15 protein-coding genes and 2 pseudogenes are annotated in these 17,738 nt (G+C 72.1%); 7 read left to right on the top strand and 10 right to left on the bottom strand.

Going from position 1 to position 17,738, the window contains the following annotated elements:
• Positions 1-15: 15 nt before the first annotated feature.
• The 4 genes and pseudogenes from SSMG_RS18905 to SSMG_RS18895 all read right to left on the bottom strand — a co-directional run bounded on the left by SSMG_RS18905 (position 16) and on the right by SSMG_RS18895 (position 3,307).
• Positions 16-339, bottom strand: a complete 324-nt coding sequence (locus SSMG_RS18905) for a YciI family protein (protein ID WP_009078497.1) — start codon at positions 337-339, stop codon at positions 16-18.
• A pseudogene (locus SSMG_RS46990) lies at positions 339-1,067 on the bottom strand (alpha/beta fold hydrolase); the annotation flags it as partial. The gene SSMG_RS18905 and the pseudogene SSMG_RS46990, both read right to left, overlap by 1 nt.
• 150 nt (positions 1,068-1,217) lie before the next feature.
• A pseudogene (locus tag SSMG_RS46985) lies at positions 1,218-2,453 on the bottom strand (RNA polymerase sigma factor); the annotation flags it as partial.
• Between the two features lie 104 nt (positions 2,454-2,557).
• Positions 2,558-3,307, bottom strand: a complete 750-nt coding sequence (locus SSMG_RS18895; protein ID WP_009078490.1) for a TetR/AcrR family transcriptional regulator — start codon at positions 3,305-3,307, stop codon at positions 2,558-2,560.
• 106 nt (positions 3,308-3,413) lie between these two features.
• Between SSMG_RS18895 and SSMG_RS18890 the strand changes: the two genes are divergently transcribed.
• Both SSMG_RS18890 and SSMG_RS18885 read left to right on the top strand, forming a co-directional pair.
• Entirely contained in the window at positions 3,414-5,891 is a 2,478-nt protein-coding gene (locus SSMG_RS18890) for a DEAD/DEAH box helicase (protein ID WP_234392846.1), read from the top strand.
• Entirely contained in the window at positions 5,888-6,535 is a 648-nt protein-coding gene (locus SSMG_RS18885) for an SWIM zinc finger family protein (RefSeq protein ID WP_009078488.1), read from the top strand. Before SSMG_RS18890 ends, SSMG_RS18885 begins: the two co-directional genes overlap by 4 nt.
• 131 nt (positions 6,536-6,666) lie before the next feature.
• On the opposite strand, the gene SSMG_RS18880 is transcribed toward SSMG_RS18885, so the two are convergent.
• Entirely contained in the window at positions 6,667-7,266 is a 600-nt protein-coding gene (locus SSMG_RS18880; RefSeq protein ID WP_009078485.1) for a TetR-like C-terminal domain-containing protein, read from the bottom strand.
• A 107-nt stretch (positions 7,267-7,373) separates the two neighbouring features.
• Here SSMG_RS18880 and SSMG_RS18875 point away from each other — a divergent pair, with 107 nt between their 5' ends.
• From SSMG_RS18875 to SSMG_RS18860, 4 genes are all read left to right on the top strand, one after another.
• Complete coding sequence (locus SSMG_RS18875) at positions 7,374-8,885, top strand: CocE/NonD family hydrolase (RefSeq protein ID WP_009078483.1); 1,512 nt, start codon at positions 7,374-7,376, stop codon at positions 8,883-8,885.
• Positions 8,886-8,905: 20 nt separating this feature from the next.
• The gene (locus SSMG_RS18870) at positions 8,906-9,688 is read left to right on the top strand and encodes a cyclase family protein (protein WP_009078481.1); all 783 of its coding nucleotides are present in this window, start codon (positions 8,906-8,908) and stop codon (positions 9,686-9,688) included.
• Positions 9,685-10,620 (top strand): fumarylacetoacetate hydrolase family protein, encoded by a 936-nt coding sequence (locus SSMG_RS18865; RefSeq protein WP_009078479.1) that lies wholly within the window; start codon positions 9,685-9,687, stop codon positions 10,618-10,620. Before SSMG_RS18870 ends, SSMG_RS18865 begins: the two co-directional genes overlap by 4 nt.
• A 175-nt stretch (positions 10,621-10,795) precedes the next feature.
• Entirely contained in the window at positions 10,796-11,572 is a 777-nt protein-coding gene (locus SSMG_RS18860; RefSeq protein ID WP_037714154.1) for a PE-PPE domain-containing protein, read from the top strand.
• A gap of 60 nt (positions 11,573-11,632) precedes the next feature.
• Here the strand turns inward: SSMG_RS18860 and rox are convergent, their stop codons facing one another.
• From rox to SSMG_RS18840, 4 genes are all read right to left on the bottom strand, one after another.
• The gene (rox, locus tag SSMG_RS18855) at positions 11,633-13,060 is read right to left on the bottom strand and encodes a rifampin monooxygenase (RefSeq protein WP_009078474.1); all 1,428 of its coding nucleotides are present in this window, start codon (positions 13,058-13,060) and stop codon (positions 11,633-11,635) included.
• Positions 13,061-13,236: 176 nt separating this feature from the next.
• Positions 13,237-13,881: a class I SAM-dependent methyltransferase gene (locus SSMG_RS18850; RefSeq protein WP_009078473.1), complete on the bottom strand. Its 645-nt coding sequence runs from the start codon at positions 13,879-13,881 to the stop codon at positions 13,237-13,239.
• A gap of 52 nt (positions 13,882-13,933) precedes the next feature.
• Positions 13,934-15,550, bottom strand: a complete 1,617-nt coding sequence (locus SSMG_RS18845) for an acyl-CoA dehydrogenase family protein (protein ID WP_009078472.1) — start codon at positions 15,548-15,550, stop codon at positions 13,934-13,936.
• Positions 15,534-16,139 (bottom strand): TetR/AcrR family transcriptional regulator, encoded by a 606-nt coding sequence (locus SSMG_RS18840; protein WP_009078470.1) that lies wholly within the window; start codon positions 16,137-16,139, stop codon positions 15,534-15,536. Before SSMG_RS18840 ends, SSMG_RS18845 begins: the two co-directional genes overlap by 17 nt.
• A gap of 126 nt (positions 16,140-16,265) precedes the next feature.
• On the opposite strand from SSMG_RS18840, the gene SSMG_RS18835 reads away from it, so the two are divergent.
• Positions 16,266-17,132 carry an LLM class flavin-dependent oxidoreductase gene (locus SSMG_RS18835; RefSeq protein WP_037714152.1) on the top strand — a complete coding sequence of 289 codons (867 nt, stop codon included), beginning with the start codon at positions 16,266-16,268 and terminating at the stop codon, positions 17,130-17,132.
• Here SSMG_RS18835 and SSMG_RS18830 read toward each other — a convergent pair.
• Positions 17,129-17,722 carry a hypothetical protein gene (locus SSMG_RS18830; RefSeq protein WP_050788448.1) on the bottom strand — a complete coding sequence of 198 codons (594 nt, stop codon included), beginning with the start codon at positions 17,720-17,722 and terminating at the stop codon, positions 17,129-17,131. The two genes, SSMG_RS18835 and SSMG_RS18830, sit on opposite strands and share 4 nt — an antisense overlap.
• Between the last annotated feature and the right edge of the window lie 16 nt (positions 17,723-17,738).

Genomic DNA, 17,738 nt, shown 5'->3' with positions numbered 1-17,738 from the left:
TTCGGGTCGCGGGAGTCAGCCGAGCATCGGGCGGACTTCGATGGTGCCGTAGCTCGCGGCCGGATGCCGGGAGGCGTGTTCGACGGCTTCGTCGAGGTTCGCGCATTCGAGCACGGCGTAGCCGCCGATCTGGTCCTTGGTCTCGGCGAACGGCCCGTCGGTGAGCAGGACGTCGCCGTCGCGCACGCGCACCGTGGTGGCCGTCGCGGGCGGGTGCAGGCCTCCGCCGCCGACGAGGACGCCGCGTGCCTGCAGGTCCTCGGACCAGCCGCCGCAGCCGACCGCGAGCTGCTCCGGCGTCGGTTCCTCGGACCCGGCGATCATCAGCAGATAGCGCATCAGTTCTCCTCGTTGAGGGTTTCGGCGAGGCGGGCGGCGAACGCCTCGGGTCGGGCGGCGAAGCCCGCGTGGTCGCCCGGGAACCGGACCGGCTCGCCGCCGAGCGCGCGGGCCAGCCCGACGCCGGCCTCGTACGCCGGGGTTCCGACGGCGTCGCCCACCGCGACGACGATCCGGGTATCCGCGGCCGACAGCGCTTCGAGATCGGGTTCCCAGGCTCCGATGGCGCCCATCAGCTTGCCGAAGAAGACCTCGAAGTTGCCGCGCATCCGCTTGCCCTGTTCGATTTCCTCGGCGCTCGGGTGCTCGGGCGGGGGCGGGATCTCGAATCCGCTGGCGGCCATGAACGCCCCGACCGCCGCGTCGACGCCCTGCTCCCGGTAGATCGCCGGGATGTCCGGGAAATCGGCCAGCAGGTCGCCGAGATAGCGGCTGACCGGCGGTTCGTGCGCGACGAGTGTCCGCACCGCGCCCGGGTACCGCGTGGTGTGTTCGAGCATGGTGATCGCGCCGCCGCTGCTGGCCAGCACCGAAACCGGTCCCGCGTCCAGCTCGGCGAGCAGCCGCTGGACGTCCTCGGCGTGCTGGCCGACCAGGTCGTCGTCGAGATCGGTGGTCCAGCTGCGGGAGATGCCGCGCGGGTCGAAGGTGACGACGGTGTAGCGGTCGGCGAGGCACGGGCGCAGCGCGGCGAACCCGGTGGCGTCGGCGGGTCCGCCGGGCACCAGGAGCAGCAGCGGGCCGGAGCCCGCGACGTCGTAGTGGATCTCCGCGCCGGGCGCGCGGAGGATGTTGGTAATCATGGCTGTCCTTCCGGAAGTCGGTTCGCCCTCCCGACGAACGGAAGACGCGGAGACAGACACCTCCGGCGAAGAAATTTCCGAGATTCTTCTCCGGAGGTAGCTGCGCTCGGCTCCGGTCGGGGCCAAGGCGAGCGCTTCCTCGTACGCGACCCGGGCTTCTTCGGTGCGGCCGAGCCGGCGGAGGAAGTCCGCGCGGGTGGCGGGCAGCAGGTGGTAGCCCGCCAGGTCCTCGGCCAGCCGGTCGGCGAGGGCGAGCCCGGCTTCGGGACCGTCGGCCATCCCCACCGCGACCGCGCGGTTCAGCTCGACGACCGGACCCGGCCGGAACCGCCGCAACTGGAGGTAGAGCCCGGCGATCTGCGCCCAGTCGGTGTCCTCGGCGCGCGCGGCGGTGGCGTGGCACGCGGCGATCGCGGCCTGCACCTGGTACGGCCCGGGACTGCGCCGTCGCAACGCTTCTTCCAGCAGCGCGGTGCCCTCGGTGATCGCCGCGGCGTCCCACTGGGTTCGGTCTTGTTCCTCGAGCGGGACCAGTTCGCCGCCGGGGCCGTTTCGCGTGCGGCGGCGGGCGTGCTGCAGAAGAAGGAGCGCGAGCAGACCGGTGGCTTCGGGTTCGTCCGGCAGCAAGGACCGCAGCAGCCGGGCGAGACGGATCGCTTCGACGGCCAGGTCGGGGCGTTGGAGGTCGTCGCCTTCGCTGGCCGAGTAGCCCTCGTTGAACAGCAGGTACAGAACGCCGAGCACGGCGGCGGTGCGCTCGGGCAGCAAATGGGAAGGCGGCACGCGGTACGGGATCCCGGCGGCGCGGATCTTGCGTTTCACCCGGACGAGTCGTTGCGACATCGTCGATTCGCTCACCAGGAACGCGCGGGCGATCTCGGCGGTGCTGAGCCCGACGAGCGTGCGCAGCGCGAGCGCGACCTGTGCTTCGAACGCGAGCGCGGGATGGCAGCAGGTGAAGATGAGCCGGAGCCGGTCGTCCTCCACTCCGCTGGGTCCACTGTGGACGGCATCCGGTTCGTCCGGAACAGCCAGCAGCGCAACTTCGCGGAGTTTGCCGGCTCCGGCGGACGCGCGCCGGAGCCGGTCCACGGCGCGGTTGCGGGCGGCGGTGGTGAGCCACGCTCCGGGCCGGTCGGGAACGCCGTCGCGCGGCCAGGCGCGCACGGCGAGCGCGAACGCGTCCTGGGCGCATTCCTCGGCCAGGTCCCAGTCTCCGGTGACGCGGATGAGCGTGGCCACGACGGAGCCCCACTCGTCGCGGAACGCCTGCGCGAGCGCGGTTTCGGCCGCGTCGTGCTGCCCGGTCACTGCGTGCTCCTTCCCTCTCCGTGCCGTCGGACGGTTCCGCCGACCCGCTTCGCACGGTAAACCGGGACACCGACAAAAACCGGGGCATCGGCGATTTCGCGTGGTCAGGCTCCGGCGAGCCGGCCGATCCCGTCGAGGATGCGTTCGAGCCCGAACCGGAAGTGGTGCTCGGGATCGGAGGAGCCGCCGTAGGCCTGTCCCGCCGTGGTGCCGACCCGGCTCGCGCGCGGGAAGTGCACCGGATCCGCCGCCGGGATCTCGGCCAGCACCGGTGCGGAGCGGTTCCACCAGTCGACGTCGGTCATCCCGGTGCGCCGCGCGGCGCGGGTCGCGTCCACCGAACCGCGCGCCGCGCCGGCGACCAGGCCGTTGAGCAGGCTGACGATCGCGTCGAGCTGGACGTCGTCGAGGTCGAGTCCGTCCATCGCGGCCAGCTCGCGCTCGTATTTGGCGAAGGAGTGCGGGCCCAGCGTCGGGCGGCCGACGCGGATCTCCAGCAGCCACGGATGCCGGTGGTAGAGCCGCCACAGGTCCTCGGCGACCGCGGCGAGCCCGGCCCGCCAGCCCTCCGGCAGCTCGCCGGGGAGTTCGCCGTGCGCGCGGTCGAGCATCAGCTCCAGCAGCTCCTCGCGGCCGGGCACGTAGGTGTAGAGCGACATCGTGGCGACGCCGAGTTCGTCGGCGATCCGGCGCATGGTGACCGCGTCCAGCCCGTCCGCGTCCGCGACTCGCATCCCGGCGGACACCACGTCCTCGACCGACAGCTTCGGCTTCGGGCCGCGGCGCGGGGGACCGGACACGCCCCAGAGCAGCTCGATGGTCCGCCGCGGATCGCCCGGTTCCTCGGTGTCCATTTCGCTCCTTGTACGCAGTACAGAGTTTTCCGGTAGAGTAGCGCGGAGAGGCCAGCCAGGGGAGGGCGGAGCACTGAATTCAGTAGTGGTGGAGCCGGGACGGGTCGTGTTCTGGAGACCGGACGGCGCGGCGCCGGACGGTCCCGGGGCGCCCGGCACGGTCGAGGTCGTGCTGCCGGACGGCGTGCGCACGGTGCCCGCGCTGCGGTTGCCGACCGCGGACGCGGTGCCGGTGCTGCGCGCGCAGGCAGCTCCGGCGGATCCGTCGGCACGGTTTTGGGCGCTGGCGGCCGAAGCCGCGGAACGGCTCGCCTCGGCCGGGTGGACCGGACCGCTCGACCCGGCCGAGGAAGCCTGGCTGCGCAGGCTCGCCGACGCGATGCCGCCGCGCGCCCACGCGACGCCGGTCCCGAGCGATCCGGCGCGGTTGCCGGAGCCGTATCCGCTGCTGATGCGCTTCCTCGGCGACGTCGCCGGGGTGGAGCCCGCGCTGCGGGTGTCGCTGCGGATCGAGTCCGACGACCTGGCGGGGGGCCGGTTCCGCGCGGTCGTCCAGGTGCACGGCGGGACCGAGCCGTTGGTCGACGCGGAAGAGCTGTGGCGCACCGGGAGCCAGGAGGCGCGGCACGAGGTCCTGCTGGCGCTGCGGCACGGAGCCGAGGTGTGGCCCGCGCTGGCGCCGCTGCTGTCGGCGGCGGTTCCGTCGTCGGTCGCGTTGGGCGACCGCGAGATCGCCGAACTGCTCGCGGGCGCGCTCGACGCGGCGGAGCTGGCGGTGCATTGGCCCGCGGAGCTGACCGGGCTGGCCGCGCGAGCGGTGGTCCGGCCGGGCGACACGCCCTCCGACGCGCGGTCGTTCTTCGGCGGAGACCGCGTGCTGCAGTTCGATTGGCAGCTCGCGCTCGGCGACAGCGAGCTGAGCGTCGCGGAACTCGACGCGCTCGCCGAGGCCCAGCGTCCGGTCGTCCGGCTCCGGGACCGGTGGGTGCTGCTGGACCGCAAGACGGCCGACCGCGCGCGGGATCGCACGCTCAAACCGCTGACCGCGATCGAAGCCCTCGGGGTCGCGCTGACCGGCCGCGCCGAGGTCGACGGCGACCAGGTGGAGGTCCGCACCGACGGGTGGCTGGAGGAACTGCGCGAGCGGCTGTCGGCCGATCCCGTGCCGGTGCCGCAGCCGGAGGGGCTGGCCGCGACCCTGCGCGACTACCAGCTGCGCGGACTGCAATGGCTCGACACCGTCACCGGGCTCGGCCTCGGCGGCTGCCTCGCCGACGACATGGGGCTCGGCAAAACCGTCACGCTCATCGCGCTGCACCTGCACCGCGGCGCCGGCCCGACGCTGGTCGTGTGCCCGGCTTCGCTGCTGGGCACGTGGGAAACGGAGATCCGCCGGTTCGCCCCGGGGACGCCGGTGCGCCGGTTCCACGGCGCCGCGCGGTCGCTGGACGGTCTCGCCGGCGGTTTCGTCCTGACCACCTACGGCACGCTGCGCACCGATCCCGCGCCGCTGGCCGAGGTGAGCTGGGACCTGCTGGTCGCCGACGAGGCGCAGCACGTGAAGAACCACCGCTCCGACACGGCGAAAGCGTTGCGGCTGCTGCCTTCCGCGGCGAAGGTCGCGCTCACCGGCACGCCGGTGGAGAACACGCTGACCGAACTGTGGGCGATCCTCGACTGGACCACGCCCGGCCTGCTCGGCCCGCTCGCCGACTTCCGCCGCCGCTGGGGGAAGCCGGTCGAATCCGGGGTCGACCCGGCGGTCGCCGAGCAGCTGTCCCGGCTGCTGCGGCCGTTCCTGTTGCGCCGCCGCAAATCCGACCCGGGCATCGCACCCGAGCTGCCCGCCAAAACCGAGACCGACCGGCCGGTGTCGCTCACCGCCGAACAGGCCGCGCTGTACGAGGCGACCGTCCGCGAGCTGATGGCGGACATCGCGGCGAGCGACGGCATGGCGCGGCGCGGACGCGTGGTCAAACTGCTCGCCGCGCTCAAACAGATCTGCAACCACCCGGCGCAATTCCTCGGCGAGCCCGCGGACAGCACGCTCGCCGGCCGGTCCGGCAAGCTGGAGCTGCTCGACGAACTGCTCGACACGATCCTCGCCGAGGACGGCGCGGTGCTGGTGTTCACGCAGTACGTGGTGATGGCGCGGCTGCTCGAACGGCACCTCGCCGCGCGCGGCGTCCCGTCGCGGCTCCTGCACGGCGGCACCCCGGTCGCCCGCCGCGAGGAGCTGGTCTGCGGCTTCCAGAACGGCGACGTGCCGGTGTTCCTGTTGTCGCTCAAGGCCGCGGGCACCGGGCTCACCCTCACGCGCGCGGATCACGTCGTGCACTACGACCGGTGGTGGAACCCGGCGGTCGAGGACCAGGCGACCGACCGCGCGTACCGGATCGGCCAGACCCGGCCGGTGCAGGTCCACCGGCTGGTCGCGGAAGGCACGGTCGAGGACCGGATCGCCGCGATGCTGCGGGAGAAACGCGCGCTCGCCGACGCGGTGCTCGCCTCGGGCGAGGCCGCGCTCACCGAACTCACCGACGCCGAACTGGCCGAGCTCGTCACCCTCCGGAGGCAGCGATGACCGACCGGGTCCGGGGATTCCCCGCGTTTCCCGCCCGCACCGGCCGCGGTCCGTTCGCCCGCACCTGGTGGGGCCGCGCGTGGCTGCAGGCGATGGAGGACACGGCGCTCGACCTGCGGCAGCTGAAGAAAGGCCGGCGCTACGCGGCGGCGGGACTGGTCGGCCCGATCACGGTCAGCCCCGGACTGATCACCGCGACCACCGAGGACGCCGACGACGGCCCGTACCGCACCGGCGTGCACCTGGCCGAGCTGTCGGCAACGGACTGGGAGCTGCTCCTCGACCGCGCCGCCGACCACTCCGGGCACCTCGCCGCGCTCCTGGACCGGCATCTGCCGCCGGAGCTGGCCGAGGTCGTGCCCTTGCTGCCCGGCATCGGCGACCTCGACCCGGACTGCGACTGCCCGGGCTGGGAACTGCCGTGCCGGCACGCCGCCGCGCTGTCGTTCCAGGTCGCGTGGCTGCTCGACGCCGACCCGTTCCTGCTGCTGCTCGCCCGCGGCCGGACCGAGCAGGAAATCCTCGACGAACTCGGCCGCCGCACCGCCACGCGGGTCACCAGGGGAGTGCTCGCCGCGGACGCGTACGCCAGGGAGGTGCCGCCGCTGCCGGATCTCGCGGAGTTCACGCCCCGCGTCCGCTGACCCTCGCCCGCGCGCAGCCGGATCCCCGCAGACGCGACGGGAAGCTCGATGCAGCAGAGGTGGCCGTCCGGCGGGGCATTCAGCCCTCCCTGGTCACGGCCGTGCACCGGTGCCAGGGGTGTTTCGCCCGATCAGGACAGCTGCGACCCCGTTCCGAGTCCGCCGAGGAGCGTGTCGACGATGCGGGCAGGCAGGTCCGCATCGAGCGGTTCGCGGGTGAGCACGATCCTGAAGTGCAGCGGCGCGACGAGCATCTCGAGCACGAAACGGGGTTCGGTGCCCTCGGGCAGTTCTCCGCGCTGGATCGCCCGCTCGGCGATCTGGCCGGACTGGGCGTAGCGGGCTTCCCAGTACTTGTCGCGCAGCTCTTGCGTGGCCGGGTCGTCGCCTGCCGAGGCCAGGGTTCGGTCGAGCGCGTTGCCCGCGGGCGAGGCCAGGTATTCGGCGAGCGCGGTGGCGTAGACGAGCAGGTCCTCCCGCAGCGTCCCGGTGTCGGGCACCGGAAGCTGTTCGGCGGCGTCGGCGAGCAGGGCGTCGATGACGAGGTTCTCGCGGGTGCCCCACCGGCGGAAGATCGTCGTCTCGTTCACCTGCGCGCGCTGCGCCACCTCGGACACCTTCAGGCCGGTCAGGCCCTGGTCCAGCAGGAGGTCGTTGGTCGCGTGGAGGACCGCGGCGCGCACCCGGGCCGCCCGTCCGCCGGGCCGTCGCCGGACTTCCGCATCGCTCACGGGGCACCACTCTAATACAAGTCCGCTTGCTTTTAGCGGAACCCCGTGGTCATACTCTTGACGCAAGCCGACTTGCTTTAACAGCGACCGCCCACAGGAGTGCTGAGATGCGCATCGAACGGGACATCGAGGTCCCCACCCGCACCGGTTCGCCGATCCTGGCCGACGTGTTCCTTCCCGACGACCCCGGCGCGTTCCCCGTGCTGGCGTCGATCAGCCCGTACGGCAAGGACGTGCACTGGCCGGAGCGCTATCCGCTCTACGACCTGGTGCCGCACCACGAGCACATGGTCTGGGAGACCCCGGATCCCGAGTGGTGGACGGCCCGCGGCTACGCGGTGCTGCGCGCCGACACCCGCGGCACCGGCAAATCGCCCGGCCGGATGGACCTGATGAGCCCGGGCGATTCCGAGGACTTCTACGACGTCGTGGAATGGGCGGCCGAGCAGCCGTGGTCCAACGGGAAGGTCGCCTCCAGCGGCATCTCGTGGCTCGCGATCATGGGCTGGCGGGTGGCGGAGCTCCAGCCGCCGCACCTGGCCGCGATCGTGGCCTGGGAAGGCGCGACCGATTTCTACCGCGACTTCATCTACCAGGGCGGCCTGTACGCCCACGGGTTCGTCGAGTTCTGGTGGAACCGCCAGATCACCCCGCAGCGCAACGGCGACGAGGGCGACGACTGGCGCGAGGTGCTCCCGCGGCGTCCCGTCCTCGACGACTTCCACCAGGCCCGCATCGTCGATCTCGACCGGGTGACCGTGCCGGTGCTGTCGGCGGGCAACTGGGGCGCCCTGCATGTGCACCTGCGCGGCAACATCGAAGGCTGGACCCGCGCCGCGTCCAAGGACAAGTGGCTCGTGGTGCACACCGGCACCCACATCGACCCCTACTACGCCGAGTGGGCGCTGGATCTGCAACTGCGCTTCCTCGACCGCTTCCTCAAAGACCAGCCCGACCGCATGGACGGCGTGGCCCCGGTGCGACTGGCGATCCGGCACGGGCGCGAGGTCGAGTGGCGGGACACCACGGACTTTCCGCTCCCGCAGACGCAATGGCGCGAGCTGCACCTCGGCGACGGCGTCCTCGACTGGGACCCGCCCGCCGACGCCGCGACAGTTGCTTACCCCGCGAGCTTCGAGACCGCCCCGGTGTCCGAGCCGCTCGAGCTGACCGGCCCGCTCGCGCTGCGGCTGTGGCTCAGCGCCGACCAGGACGACCTCGACGTCTTCGCCCGAGTGCAGCACATCGGCGCCGACGGCGAGCCGATCCCGGCGGTCGGCCCCCAGGGCGGCCCGGTCCCGATGACCATGGGCTGGCTCAAGGCTTCCCACCGCGAGACCGACCCTGAGCGGTCGCTGCCGTACCGGCCGTGGCACCCCCACACGCGCGAAATCCCGCTCGTGCCCGGCGAGCCGACCCTGCTCGAGGTCGAGATCTGGCCCACCAGCATCACCCTCGCGCCGGGCGAGCGCCTGCGCCTCGAACTGGTCACCGGGGACAGCGACCTCGGCTTCATGACCCACGACCATCCCGGCCTCCGCCGCCCGGCCGAGAAGGCCGTCATCCACGTCGGCGGCGACCACGCCTCCCACCTGCTCGTGCCCGTCATCCCGCGATGAGAGCCCCGGAAGGAGCCGTCATGCGACAGCTCGTGGACATTTCGGTCCCGCTGCGGGACGGGATCGCCTCCGACCCGCCGGGCCACCGGCCTTCGATCACCTACGTCGACCACCGGGAGTCAGTCCCGGACCTGCTCCGCTTCTTCCCGGGCGCGACGGCCGCGGACCTGCCCGACGGCGAAGGCTGGGCGATCGAGCGGATCGAGGCCACCACGCACACCGGCACGCATCTCGACGCCCCGTACCACTACGCGTCCACAATGGACGGCGGCCGCCGGGCCATGACGATCGACGAGGTTCCGCTGCACTGGTGCTTCCAGGCGGGAGTGAAGCTGGACTTCCGCCACCTGCCCGACGGCCACGTCGTCACCCCGGCCGACCTCGACGCCGAACTCGACCGGATCGGCCACCGGCTGCGCCCGCTCGACATCGTGGTGGTCAACACCCGGGCCGGCACCCGCTACGGCCAGGACGACTACGTCGGCTCCGGCTGCGGAATCGGCCGCGCCGCCACCCTGCACCTGCTCGAACAAGGAGTGCGGGTGACCGGAACCGACGCCTGGAGCTGGGACGCCCCGTTCGTGTTCACCGCCGAGCGCTACGCGCGCGACGGCGACGCCTCGATCATCTGGGAGGGCCACCGCGCCGGTCGCGAGATCGGCTACTGCCATCTCGAGAAACTGCACAACCTGGAGAGCCTCCCGGCCACCGGCTTTCAGATCGCCTGTTTCCCGGTGAAGATCCACGCGGCCTCGGCCGGATGGACCCGCGCGGTCGCGATCTTCGACGAGGAGGCAGCGTGAGAATCGGGTCCTTGCTCGTCGACGGCGTGCCGCGCTACGGCGTCGTCGAGGGCGCTCGCATCGATCTGCTTCCCGAGACCGCGGACGTCTTCCAGGCGCTCGCCGCCGGGGAGGCCGCATCGGCGGGCGAATCGGTGTGGGACGAAACCGCGTCGATCGAAGTCCCGGTGCCGGTCGCCAGCATCCGCGACTTCATCACCTTCGAACAGCACACGGCGGGCTCGCTCCGCGCGATCACCGGAAGCGGCGAAGTCCCGGACGCCTGGTACGAAGCCCCCGCCTTCTACTTCACCAACCCGCACGCGGCGATCGGCTCGGGCGCCCCGGTCCCGATGCCGCCCGGGTGCGAGGTGCTGGACTTCGAACTCGAAGTCGCGGCCGTGATCGGCAAAGCGGGCTTCAACCTGTCCCCGGCCGAGGCGGCGGACCACATCGCCGGGTTCACCGTCCTCAACGACTGGTCGGCCCGCGACCTGCAGAGCCGCGAAATGCGCGTCGGACTCGGACCTGCCAAGGGCAAGGACACCGCCACCACCCTCGGCCCGGTGCTGGTCACCCCGGACGAACTGGCCGGCCGCGAGCGCGGCGGCCGCTACGACCTCGGCATGGAGGTCTTCGTCAACGACATCCGAGTCGGCGGCGACACGCTCGCGAACATGGCCTGGACCTTCGCCGAGCTGATCTCCTACGCCAGCCGCGGCACCTGGGTCCGGCCCGGCGACGTGCTCGGCTCCGGAACCTGCGGCGGCGGCTGTCTCGCCGAACTCTGGGGATGGCGCGGCGACCGGCAACCGCCGCCGCTGCGCGTCGGGGACACCGTCCGCGTGACCGTGGAAGGGATCGGCACGATCCGCAACACCGTGGTCGCCGGACCGCCCCTGCACGACCTTCCCCCTGCCCGCCGGACCCGCCGGGGGAGAAGCCCGGCCTGACCGCAGGTCACCCGATCCGGTGGACCCGGATCCGGCGCCCGTGCCGTCTGACCAGCGGCATCGGCCCGCGCTACAGCGCGTCGGCGATCATGCTTTCAGCAGGATTTCATCGCTCCTCCGTAGCTTCCCGGGTGCGTTCAGTAACGTGCTGACCATTCGACGCGGAGGGGACCCGATGGGGAAGAAAGCCAGCAGGATCGCGCTGATCGGCGCGGTCGTCGCCACGCTCGGCGCGCGATTCGCCAGCGCGGCACCGGCCCACGCCGACGACGCGCACTACTACATCCTGATCGGCGGCACCTGCGACGGGAAGGCAACCGTTTACCGTCCGGAGTGGCTGCAAGGCGGCATCGCGCGGGTCGTGGACTATCCCGCCGGAGCCGCCGGCGCGCCCAACTGCGACCAGACCCCGATGGACCAGAGCGTCGCGATCGGGCACGACCGGGGCCGCCAGGTCGTCCAGGACGCCTACCGCGAGAACCCGGACGCGGAGTTCACCGTCGTCGGCTACTCCCAGGGTGCGATCGTGGCGAACCTGGTGCTCGACGACATCGCCGACGACCAGCTCGGCGTCGACAAGGCGAAGTTCAGCGCGAAGCTGTTCGCCGACCCGATGCAGCCGCCCGGCCCGGCCGGGACCGGGATCAGCGCGACGCTCCCGCCGGGCGCCGGGCTGCCGTCGCCGTTCGGCGGGTACGTCTCGTTCGGCGCGGGCCGCCCGGACTTCGCCGGCGTCCGGTCCATTCGCTACTGCATCCAGACCGACGGCATCTGCGATTTCGACCCGATCCAGGCGGCCGGCGGCTACTTCGCCCAGCACTGGTGCTACCAGTGGCCGCGCCCGACCGACCAGCGGTCGATCATGGGCGACACCATCGCCGACGGCGTGTACACCAACACGTCCGTGCGGCTGGGCAAACAGGACTGCTGGGGCGGCCCGGTGCGTCCCTGACCGCCGCGGCGGGTTTCCCGGCACCCCCAGGGAAGCCGGGAAACCCGCCCCGCTACGTCCTCATCGCTTCTCGCCGAACCAGTGCAACAACCGCGCCTCCAGCTCCCGCTGGTCCTCGCCGGTCCAGACCACGTGCCCGTCCGGCCGCAGCAGCGCCGCGGGCACGTCGAGGTCCTCGCTCACGTCCACGACACGGTCGACCCGGTCCGCCCAGCCGTCCGCCGAGAGCTGCCCGGTCTGGTCCAGCAGCAGCCCGCGGCCCCGGTGCATCAGCTCGTACAGCCGTCCCCGCTTGAGCGGCAGGTCCCGCATCCGCCGTCCGAGCAGCGGATGCCCGTCGCCGAAGTCGTAGCGGACGTCGAGCGCCAGCACCTTCTCCAGCAGCAGCTGGTTGACCTCGTCGAAGGCCATCAGCTCGGTCAGCAGCCGCCGCATCGCGCGCCCGTCCGGATCCGGCGACATGACCACGCCCTGCGCGCGGACGTTGTCCAGCACGGCGTCCGCGACCGGATGCCGCTCGGCCTCATAGGTGTCCAGCAGCCCGTCCGGAGCCCATCCGTTGACCTCGGCGGCGAGTTTCCAGCCGAGGTTGAACGCGTCCTGGATCCCGAGGTTGAGCCCCTGCCCGCCCAGCGGCGGGTGGACGTGCGCCGCGTCTCCGGCCAGCAGCACCCGGCCGACGCGGTAGTGCGCGGCCTGCCGGGTCGCGTCCCCGAACCGCGAGAGCCAGCGAGGGGAGTGGACCCCGAAGTCCGTTCCGGCGTACTCGCGCAGCTGGTGTTTGACCTCCTCCAGCGTCGGCGTCCGCTCCTGCCGGTCCTCGACCACCCCGGCCGCAGGCACGACCACGCGGAACATCCCGTCGCGCAGCGGCCCGACCCCGAACCACAGCTGCGTTTTGCGGATTTCCATCACCCGCGCGGTGATTTCGGCGGGATCCGCGGTCGCCTCCATCTCGCCCAGCAACACCTCGCGCCGCGCGGGCTCGCCCGGGAACGCGACGCCGAGCGCCTTGCGCACCGTGCTCCGCCCGCCGTCGCAGCCGACCAGGTAGCGCGCTCGCAGCTCGCTCCCGTCGGCCAGCGAAACGCGCACGCCGTCGTCGTCCTGGCTCAGCCCGACGACCTCGCAGCCGCGCCGGATCTCCGCGCCCGCCTTCACCGCGTGCTCGGCCAGCAGCCGGTCGGTGATGGGCTGCGGAAGCCCCAGCACGTACGGATGCGAGGTGTCCAGCCGCTCCGGCGCGGGCCGCGCGATCCCCGCGAAGAAACCCCCGACCGGATGCGTCGACCCCTCGGCGAGGAACGGCTCCAGCATCCCCCGCTGGTCGAGGATCTCCATGCTGCGCGAGTGCATCCCAAGCGCGCGCACGTACTTCGGCGGTTCCGCCTCCTTCTCCAGCACGACCACGCGCACCCCGTGCAGCCGCAGCTCCGCGGCCAGCATGACTCCCGCCGGCCCGGCCCCCACCACGATCACGTCCACCATGAACTTCTCGTCCCCTGTACCGGAGCCGATTCCCGCCCGCGGTCTTTCCGCAGGCAGTGGCTCCGGCGGACGATTGTGGAGCACTACCCGGGCCTTGCCGCAAGCCCCGGGGTGCGCTATATGTTGAAGGGGGCAGGGAAAAGTGCCCGCCCCCTTCTGTCCCCAGTGGACGCTCCTCAGCCCTCCTTGCGGGCCATCACGTACGCCTGCTGCGTCGCCTCGTAGCTCGGGCCCGGCTCGCGCACCAGCCGCGCGTCCACCACGAAACCGGCGTCGGCGAGCAGTTGCGCGACGAAATCCGGGTCCAGCCGGTACGCGTCGGCGGCGATGTCGTGGCCGTAGGCGTTTTCGATGCGGCGGCGCTGGTTGTCGCCCACCTGGAACGCGGTCAGCAGCCAGCCCCCGGGCCGCAGCACCCGGGCGAGTTCCTTGGCCAGCACCGGAAGCTCCTCCGGCGGCGTGTGGATCAGCGAGTACCACGCGAGCGCACCGGCGAGCGAGCCGTCGGCGAGGTCCAGCGCGGCGAGCGAGCCGACTTCGAAGCGCAGGTGCGGATGCGTCCGGCGGGCCACCTCGACCATCGTGGGGGAGAGGTCGACGCCGAAGACGTCCAAGCCCAGCGAGGCGAGGTACCCGGTGAGCCGGCCGGGGCCGCAGCCCAGATCGCCCACCGGCCCCTCGCCGGTCAGCTCCGCGAACGCGCCGAGCATCGTCCGGTCCCACGTGCTCGACTCGAGGAAATCCTTGAGCATCTCGGCGTACGACTCGGCGACGGTGTCGTACGCGGTCCGCGTCTCGGTTACGTAAACAGGTTCGGTCACGGGCAGGGACAGTAGCCCGCGCCGCCGCGCCCTGTCCGGCGGAACACGCGGACTAGACGCGGGCGCGGGCGATGATCGCGGAAGTGTCGGTTCCAGCGGGCAAAGTGCCGAAAGCCAGGCCCCAGTCGCCGCCGAACCGCGTGCCGCAGAACGCGTCCGCCACCGCGCGCGGAGCGTGCCGCACGAGCAGCGAACCCTGCAGCACCAACGCCATCGACTCGACGACCCGCCGCGCCCTGAACTCCAGGTCGTCCACATCGGACAGATCCTTCTTGAGCCGGTCGACCGCGTCGTCGAGCCGCGCGTCCCCGCCCGCGGCCTGCTCGACCTCGGCGAAGAACGCCGCCACCGACTCCGGCTGCCGTCCCATCGCCCGCAACGCGTCGAGCGCCGCGACGTTGCCCGAGCCCTCCCAGATCGACATCAGCGGCGCTTCCCGGTACAGCCGGGGCATGCCCGATTCCTCGACGTACCCGTTGCCGCCAAAGCATTCCAGCGCCTCGGCCGCGTGCATCGGCGCCCGCTTGCACACCCAGTACTTGGTCACCGCGAGCCCGAGCCGACGGAACGCCTGCTCCTGCTCGTCGCCGGGCCGGTCGCCCGCGGCCGCGAGCCGCATCGACGCCGCCACCGCCGCTTCCGCCTCGAGCACCAGGTCTGCCAGCACGTTCGCCATCAGCGGCTGGTCCACGAGCGCCTTGCCGAACGCGTGCCGATGCGTCGCGTGGTGCACCGCGCGGACCGCGCCCAGCCGCATGCCCGAAGAACTGCCGAGCGCGCAGTCGAGCCGGGTGTTGTTGACCATCTCGATGATCGTGCGGACCCCGCGGCCCTCCTCGCCGACGAGCCAGCCCACCGCGTCGTCGTACTCGATCTCCGACGACGCGTTCGACCGGTTGCCGAGCTTGTCCTTCAAGCGCTGCAACCGGATCGGGTTCCGGCTGCCGTCCGGGAGCACGCGGGGGAGCAGGAAGCACGACAGCCCGCCGGGGGCCTGCGCGAGCGTGAGGAACATGTCCGACATCGGCGCGCTGGTGAACCACTTGTGCCCGACCAGCCGGTAGCTGCCGTCGCCGGCGGGCCGCGCCGAGGTGGTGTTGGCGCGGACGTCCGACCCGCCCTGCTTCTCGGTCATCGACATGCCCGCGATCAGGCCGCGTTTCGTGCCCGGCTCGCGAAGCCCGAAGTCGTACTCGGTCGAGGCCAGCAGCGGCTCGTACTCCGCCGCCAGCTCCGGATTCGCGCGCAACGCCGGAACCGCCGCGTACGTCATGGAAATCGGGCAGGTGTGCCCCGCCTCGGACTGGCTCCAGACATAGAACTTCGCCGCCCGCGCCGCGTGCGCCCCCGGCCGCTCGTCGCGCCACGGCGCGGCCTGCAGCCCGTGCGACACCGCGACGTTCATCAGGTCGTGCCAATGCGGGTGGAACTCGACCTCGTCGATCCGGTGCCCGTACCGGTCGTGCGTGCGCAGCACCGGCTCGTTCTCGTTGACCAGCCGGCTCCACTCCTGCACCTGCTCGCTGCCGGCCAGCCGCCCCAGCTCGTGCAGCTCGTCGACGACCCACGACGCCTCGGTGCGCCCGACCGCCTCCGCCAGCGCCGGATCGGCCGCGACGTCGTGCTCCAGCGGCGGGACCTGATTGACGACCTCATGCGTCGCGGGCATCCGAACCTCCCAGTGACCGCACGACGAACGTGCGCAACTCGCTGACCTCCGCCGACCCGCCGCTGGTCAGCGGGCCGATCAACACCTCCGCCGCGGCGCCGACGAGCGCCGCCGCGCTGACCGCCGCGTCCTGCGCGGGCAACACCCCGGCCCGCACGCCCTCCGCGACGTGCTCGGCCACGACATCGCGGAACACCCGCCGGAACTCGAGCCGCTCCGCGTCGATCACCGCGTCCACCGGCTCCGCCAGCAGCGCATACGCCAGCCGCGGCGCCTTCAACGCCCGCATCGCGAACGTCTCGAACACCGCCACGACCCGCGCCACCGGATCGACCGGCCCGCCCGCGGCCGACCGCACCGCCTCGACCTCCCGCGACACGACCTGCCGGAAAACCCGCACCACGAGATCGGCCTTGGTGGGGAAGTGCCGGTACACCGTGCCGACCGCGACCCCGGCCCGCTCCGCGACGGCGGCCACCGAACAGCCGGAGTAGCCGTGCTCGGCCAGCTGCTGCACGGTGGCGTCGAGGATGGTCTCCCGGAGCGCGTCGAGCCGCTCCTGGACCTTGGGGGTTCTGCGGTAGGCCACGGGAAGAAGTGAACCACCGATTCACAACTTGCGTCAACGGTCGCTTCGCTTGTCCGGCGCGGGACGCTTTCCTTTGACCGCTAATTCGTTTGCCGCACCACCGCGTCCGCCGGGACCATGCCCGTTATGCGCTTCTCGATCAACATCCCGAACTTCGGCGATTTCGCCGACGCGCGGACCGTGGCGAGAGTGGCGGCGGCGGCCGAACAAGAAGGCTGGGACGCGCTGTTCCTGTGGGACCACGTGGTCCACGACAAGGAAATCCGCCGCGACCAGCCGTTCGGCGACCCCTGGATCCTGCTGACCGCGGCCGCGCTGGCGACCTCCACGCTCAAGATCGGCACGCTGGTCACCGCGGTGCCCCGCCGCCGTCCCGAGCACCTCGCCCGCCAGGTCGCCACCCTCGACGCACTCAGCGGCGGACGGGTCATCTTCGGCGCGGGCCTCGGCGGGCCGATCGACGATGAGTTCGGCAGCTTCGGCCAGCCCACCGACCCGGTCGTCCTGGCCGAGCACCTCGACGAAAGCCTCGGACTCCTCGACCGCTACTGGTCCGGAAACCCGGTCGACCACGACGGCAAGCACTACCAGGTCCGCGACGTCACCCTCCGGCCCGCCACCGTCCAGCAGCCGCGCCCGCCGGTCTGGCTGGCCGCCGTCTGGCCCAACCGCAAGCCAGTCCGCCGCGCCGCGCGCTGGGACGGCGTCGCGCCGCTGTTCAAAAACGCCACGCACGGCGTCGCCCCGGCACCCGAAGACGTCCGCGATGTCGTGTCCTACGCCCGAAAACACGGCGCGGGGGAGAACTTCGAATTCGTCGTCGGCGGCCGCACCCCCGGCGACCCGGCCCGGGCCCGCGACGTGCTCGCCCCGCTGGCCGAAGCAGGCGCGACCTGGTGGGACGAACGGCAGCTGATCACCACCAGCGACCTCGACCGCCTCGAACCCACCCTGCGCCGCATCAGCCAAGGACCGCCCAGGGGAGTGGACTAGACCTCGACGACCAGCACCCGGCTCAACCGCTCCGCCAACGGCCGCATCGACTCGGCGGACACCACGCCGCCCAACCCGGCCGCCGGAAGGAACCGCACCGTCGTCCCGGTAGTCCCGTCCGACCGCACCGCAACCAATTCGTCGGCCGGGACACCGTTGTGGTACCGCTGCGTCCACGCGCCCTCAGCACGGCGATTCGTGTGCACCAGCCACTCGCTCAACGCCGCGACCACCGACATCCCGTACCGCGGATGCCCGTCCGGGAGGGGAGTGGCGGGCGGAGAATCGAAGTACCGGAAGTCTTTCGTCGCCATCACCGGCTTCCGCACCGGCCGCCCGTCGTCGCCGGTCGCCATCTGCGTCCCGCGACCGTAGTCAGTGACAGAAACCGAACCGTCTGGGTGAAATTCGACGACCGCACGGCCCGCGCCCTGATCCTCGGCCTCGTCCGCGGCGTAGGCCAGCACCTCGAGAACGAGGTGGCACATCCCGCTCGGCGCGTACCGCGTCGGATTCTCGCGGATCAACCGCAGATGCTCCGGATCGTGGTCACGGGACCAGTCGTGCGTCGTCGGCTCAGGAAGCGGCATCCACTCATCCTGCCGC

It is taken from the genome of Streptomyces sp. AA4, from assembly GCF_000158875.1.
Lineage (GTDB): Bacteria > Actinomycetota > Actinomycetes > Mycobacteriales > Pseudonocardiaceae > Amycolatopsis.
Note: the sequence above shows the minus strand (reverse complement) of the source record. Positions and strands in the feature narration are given on the sequence as shown.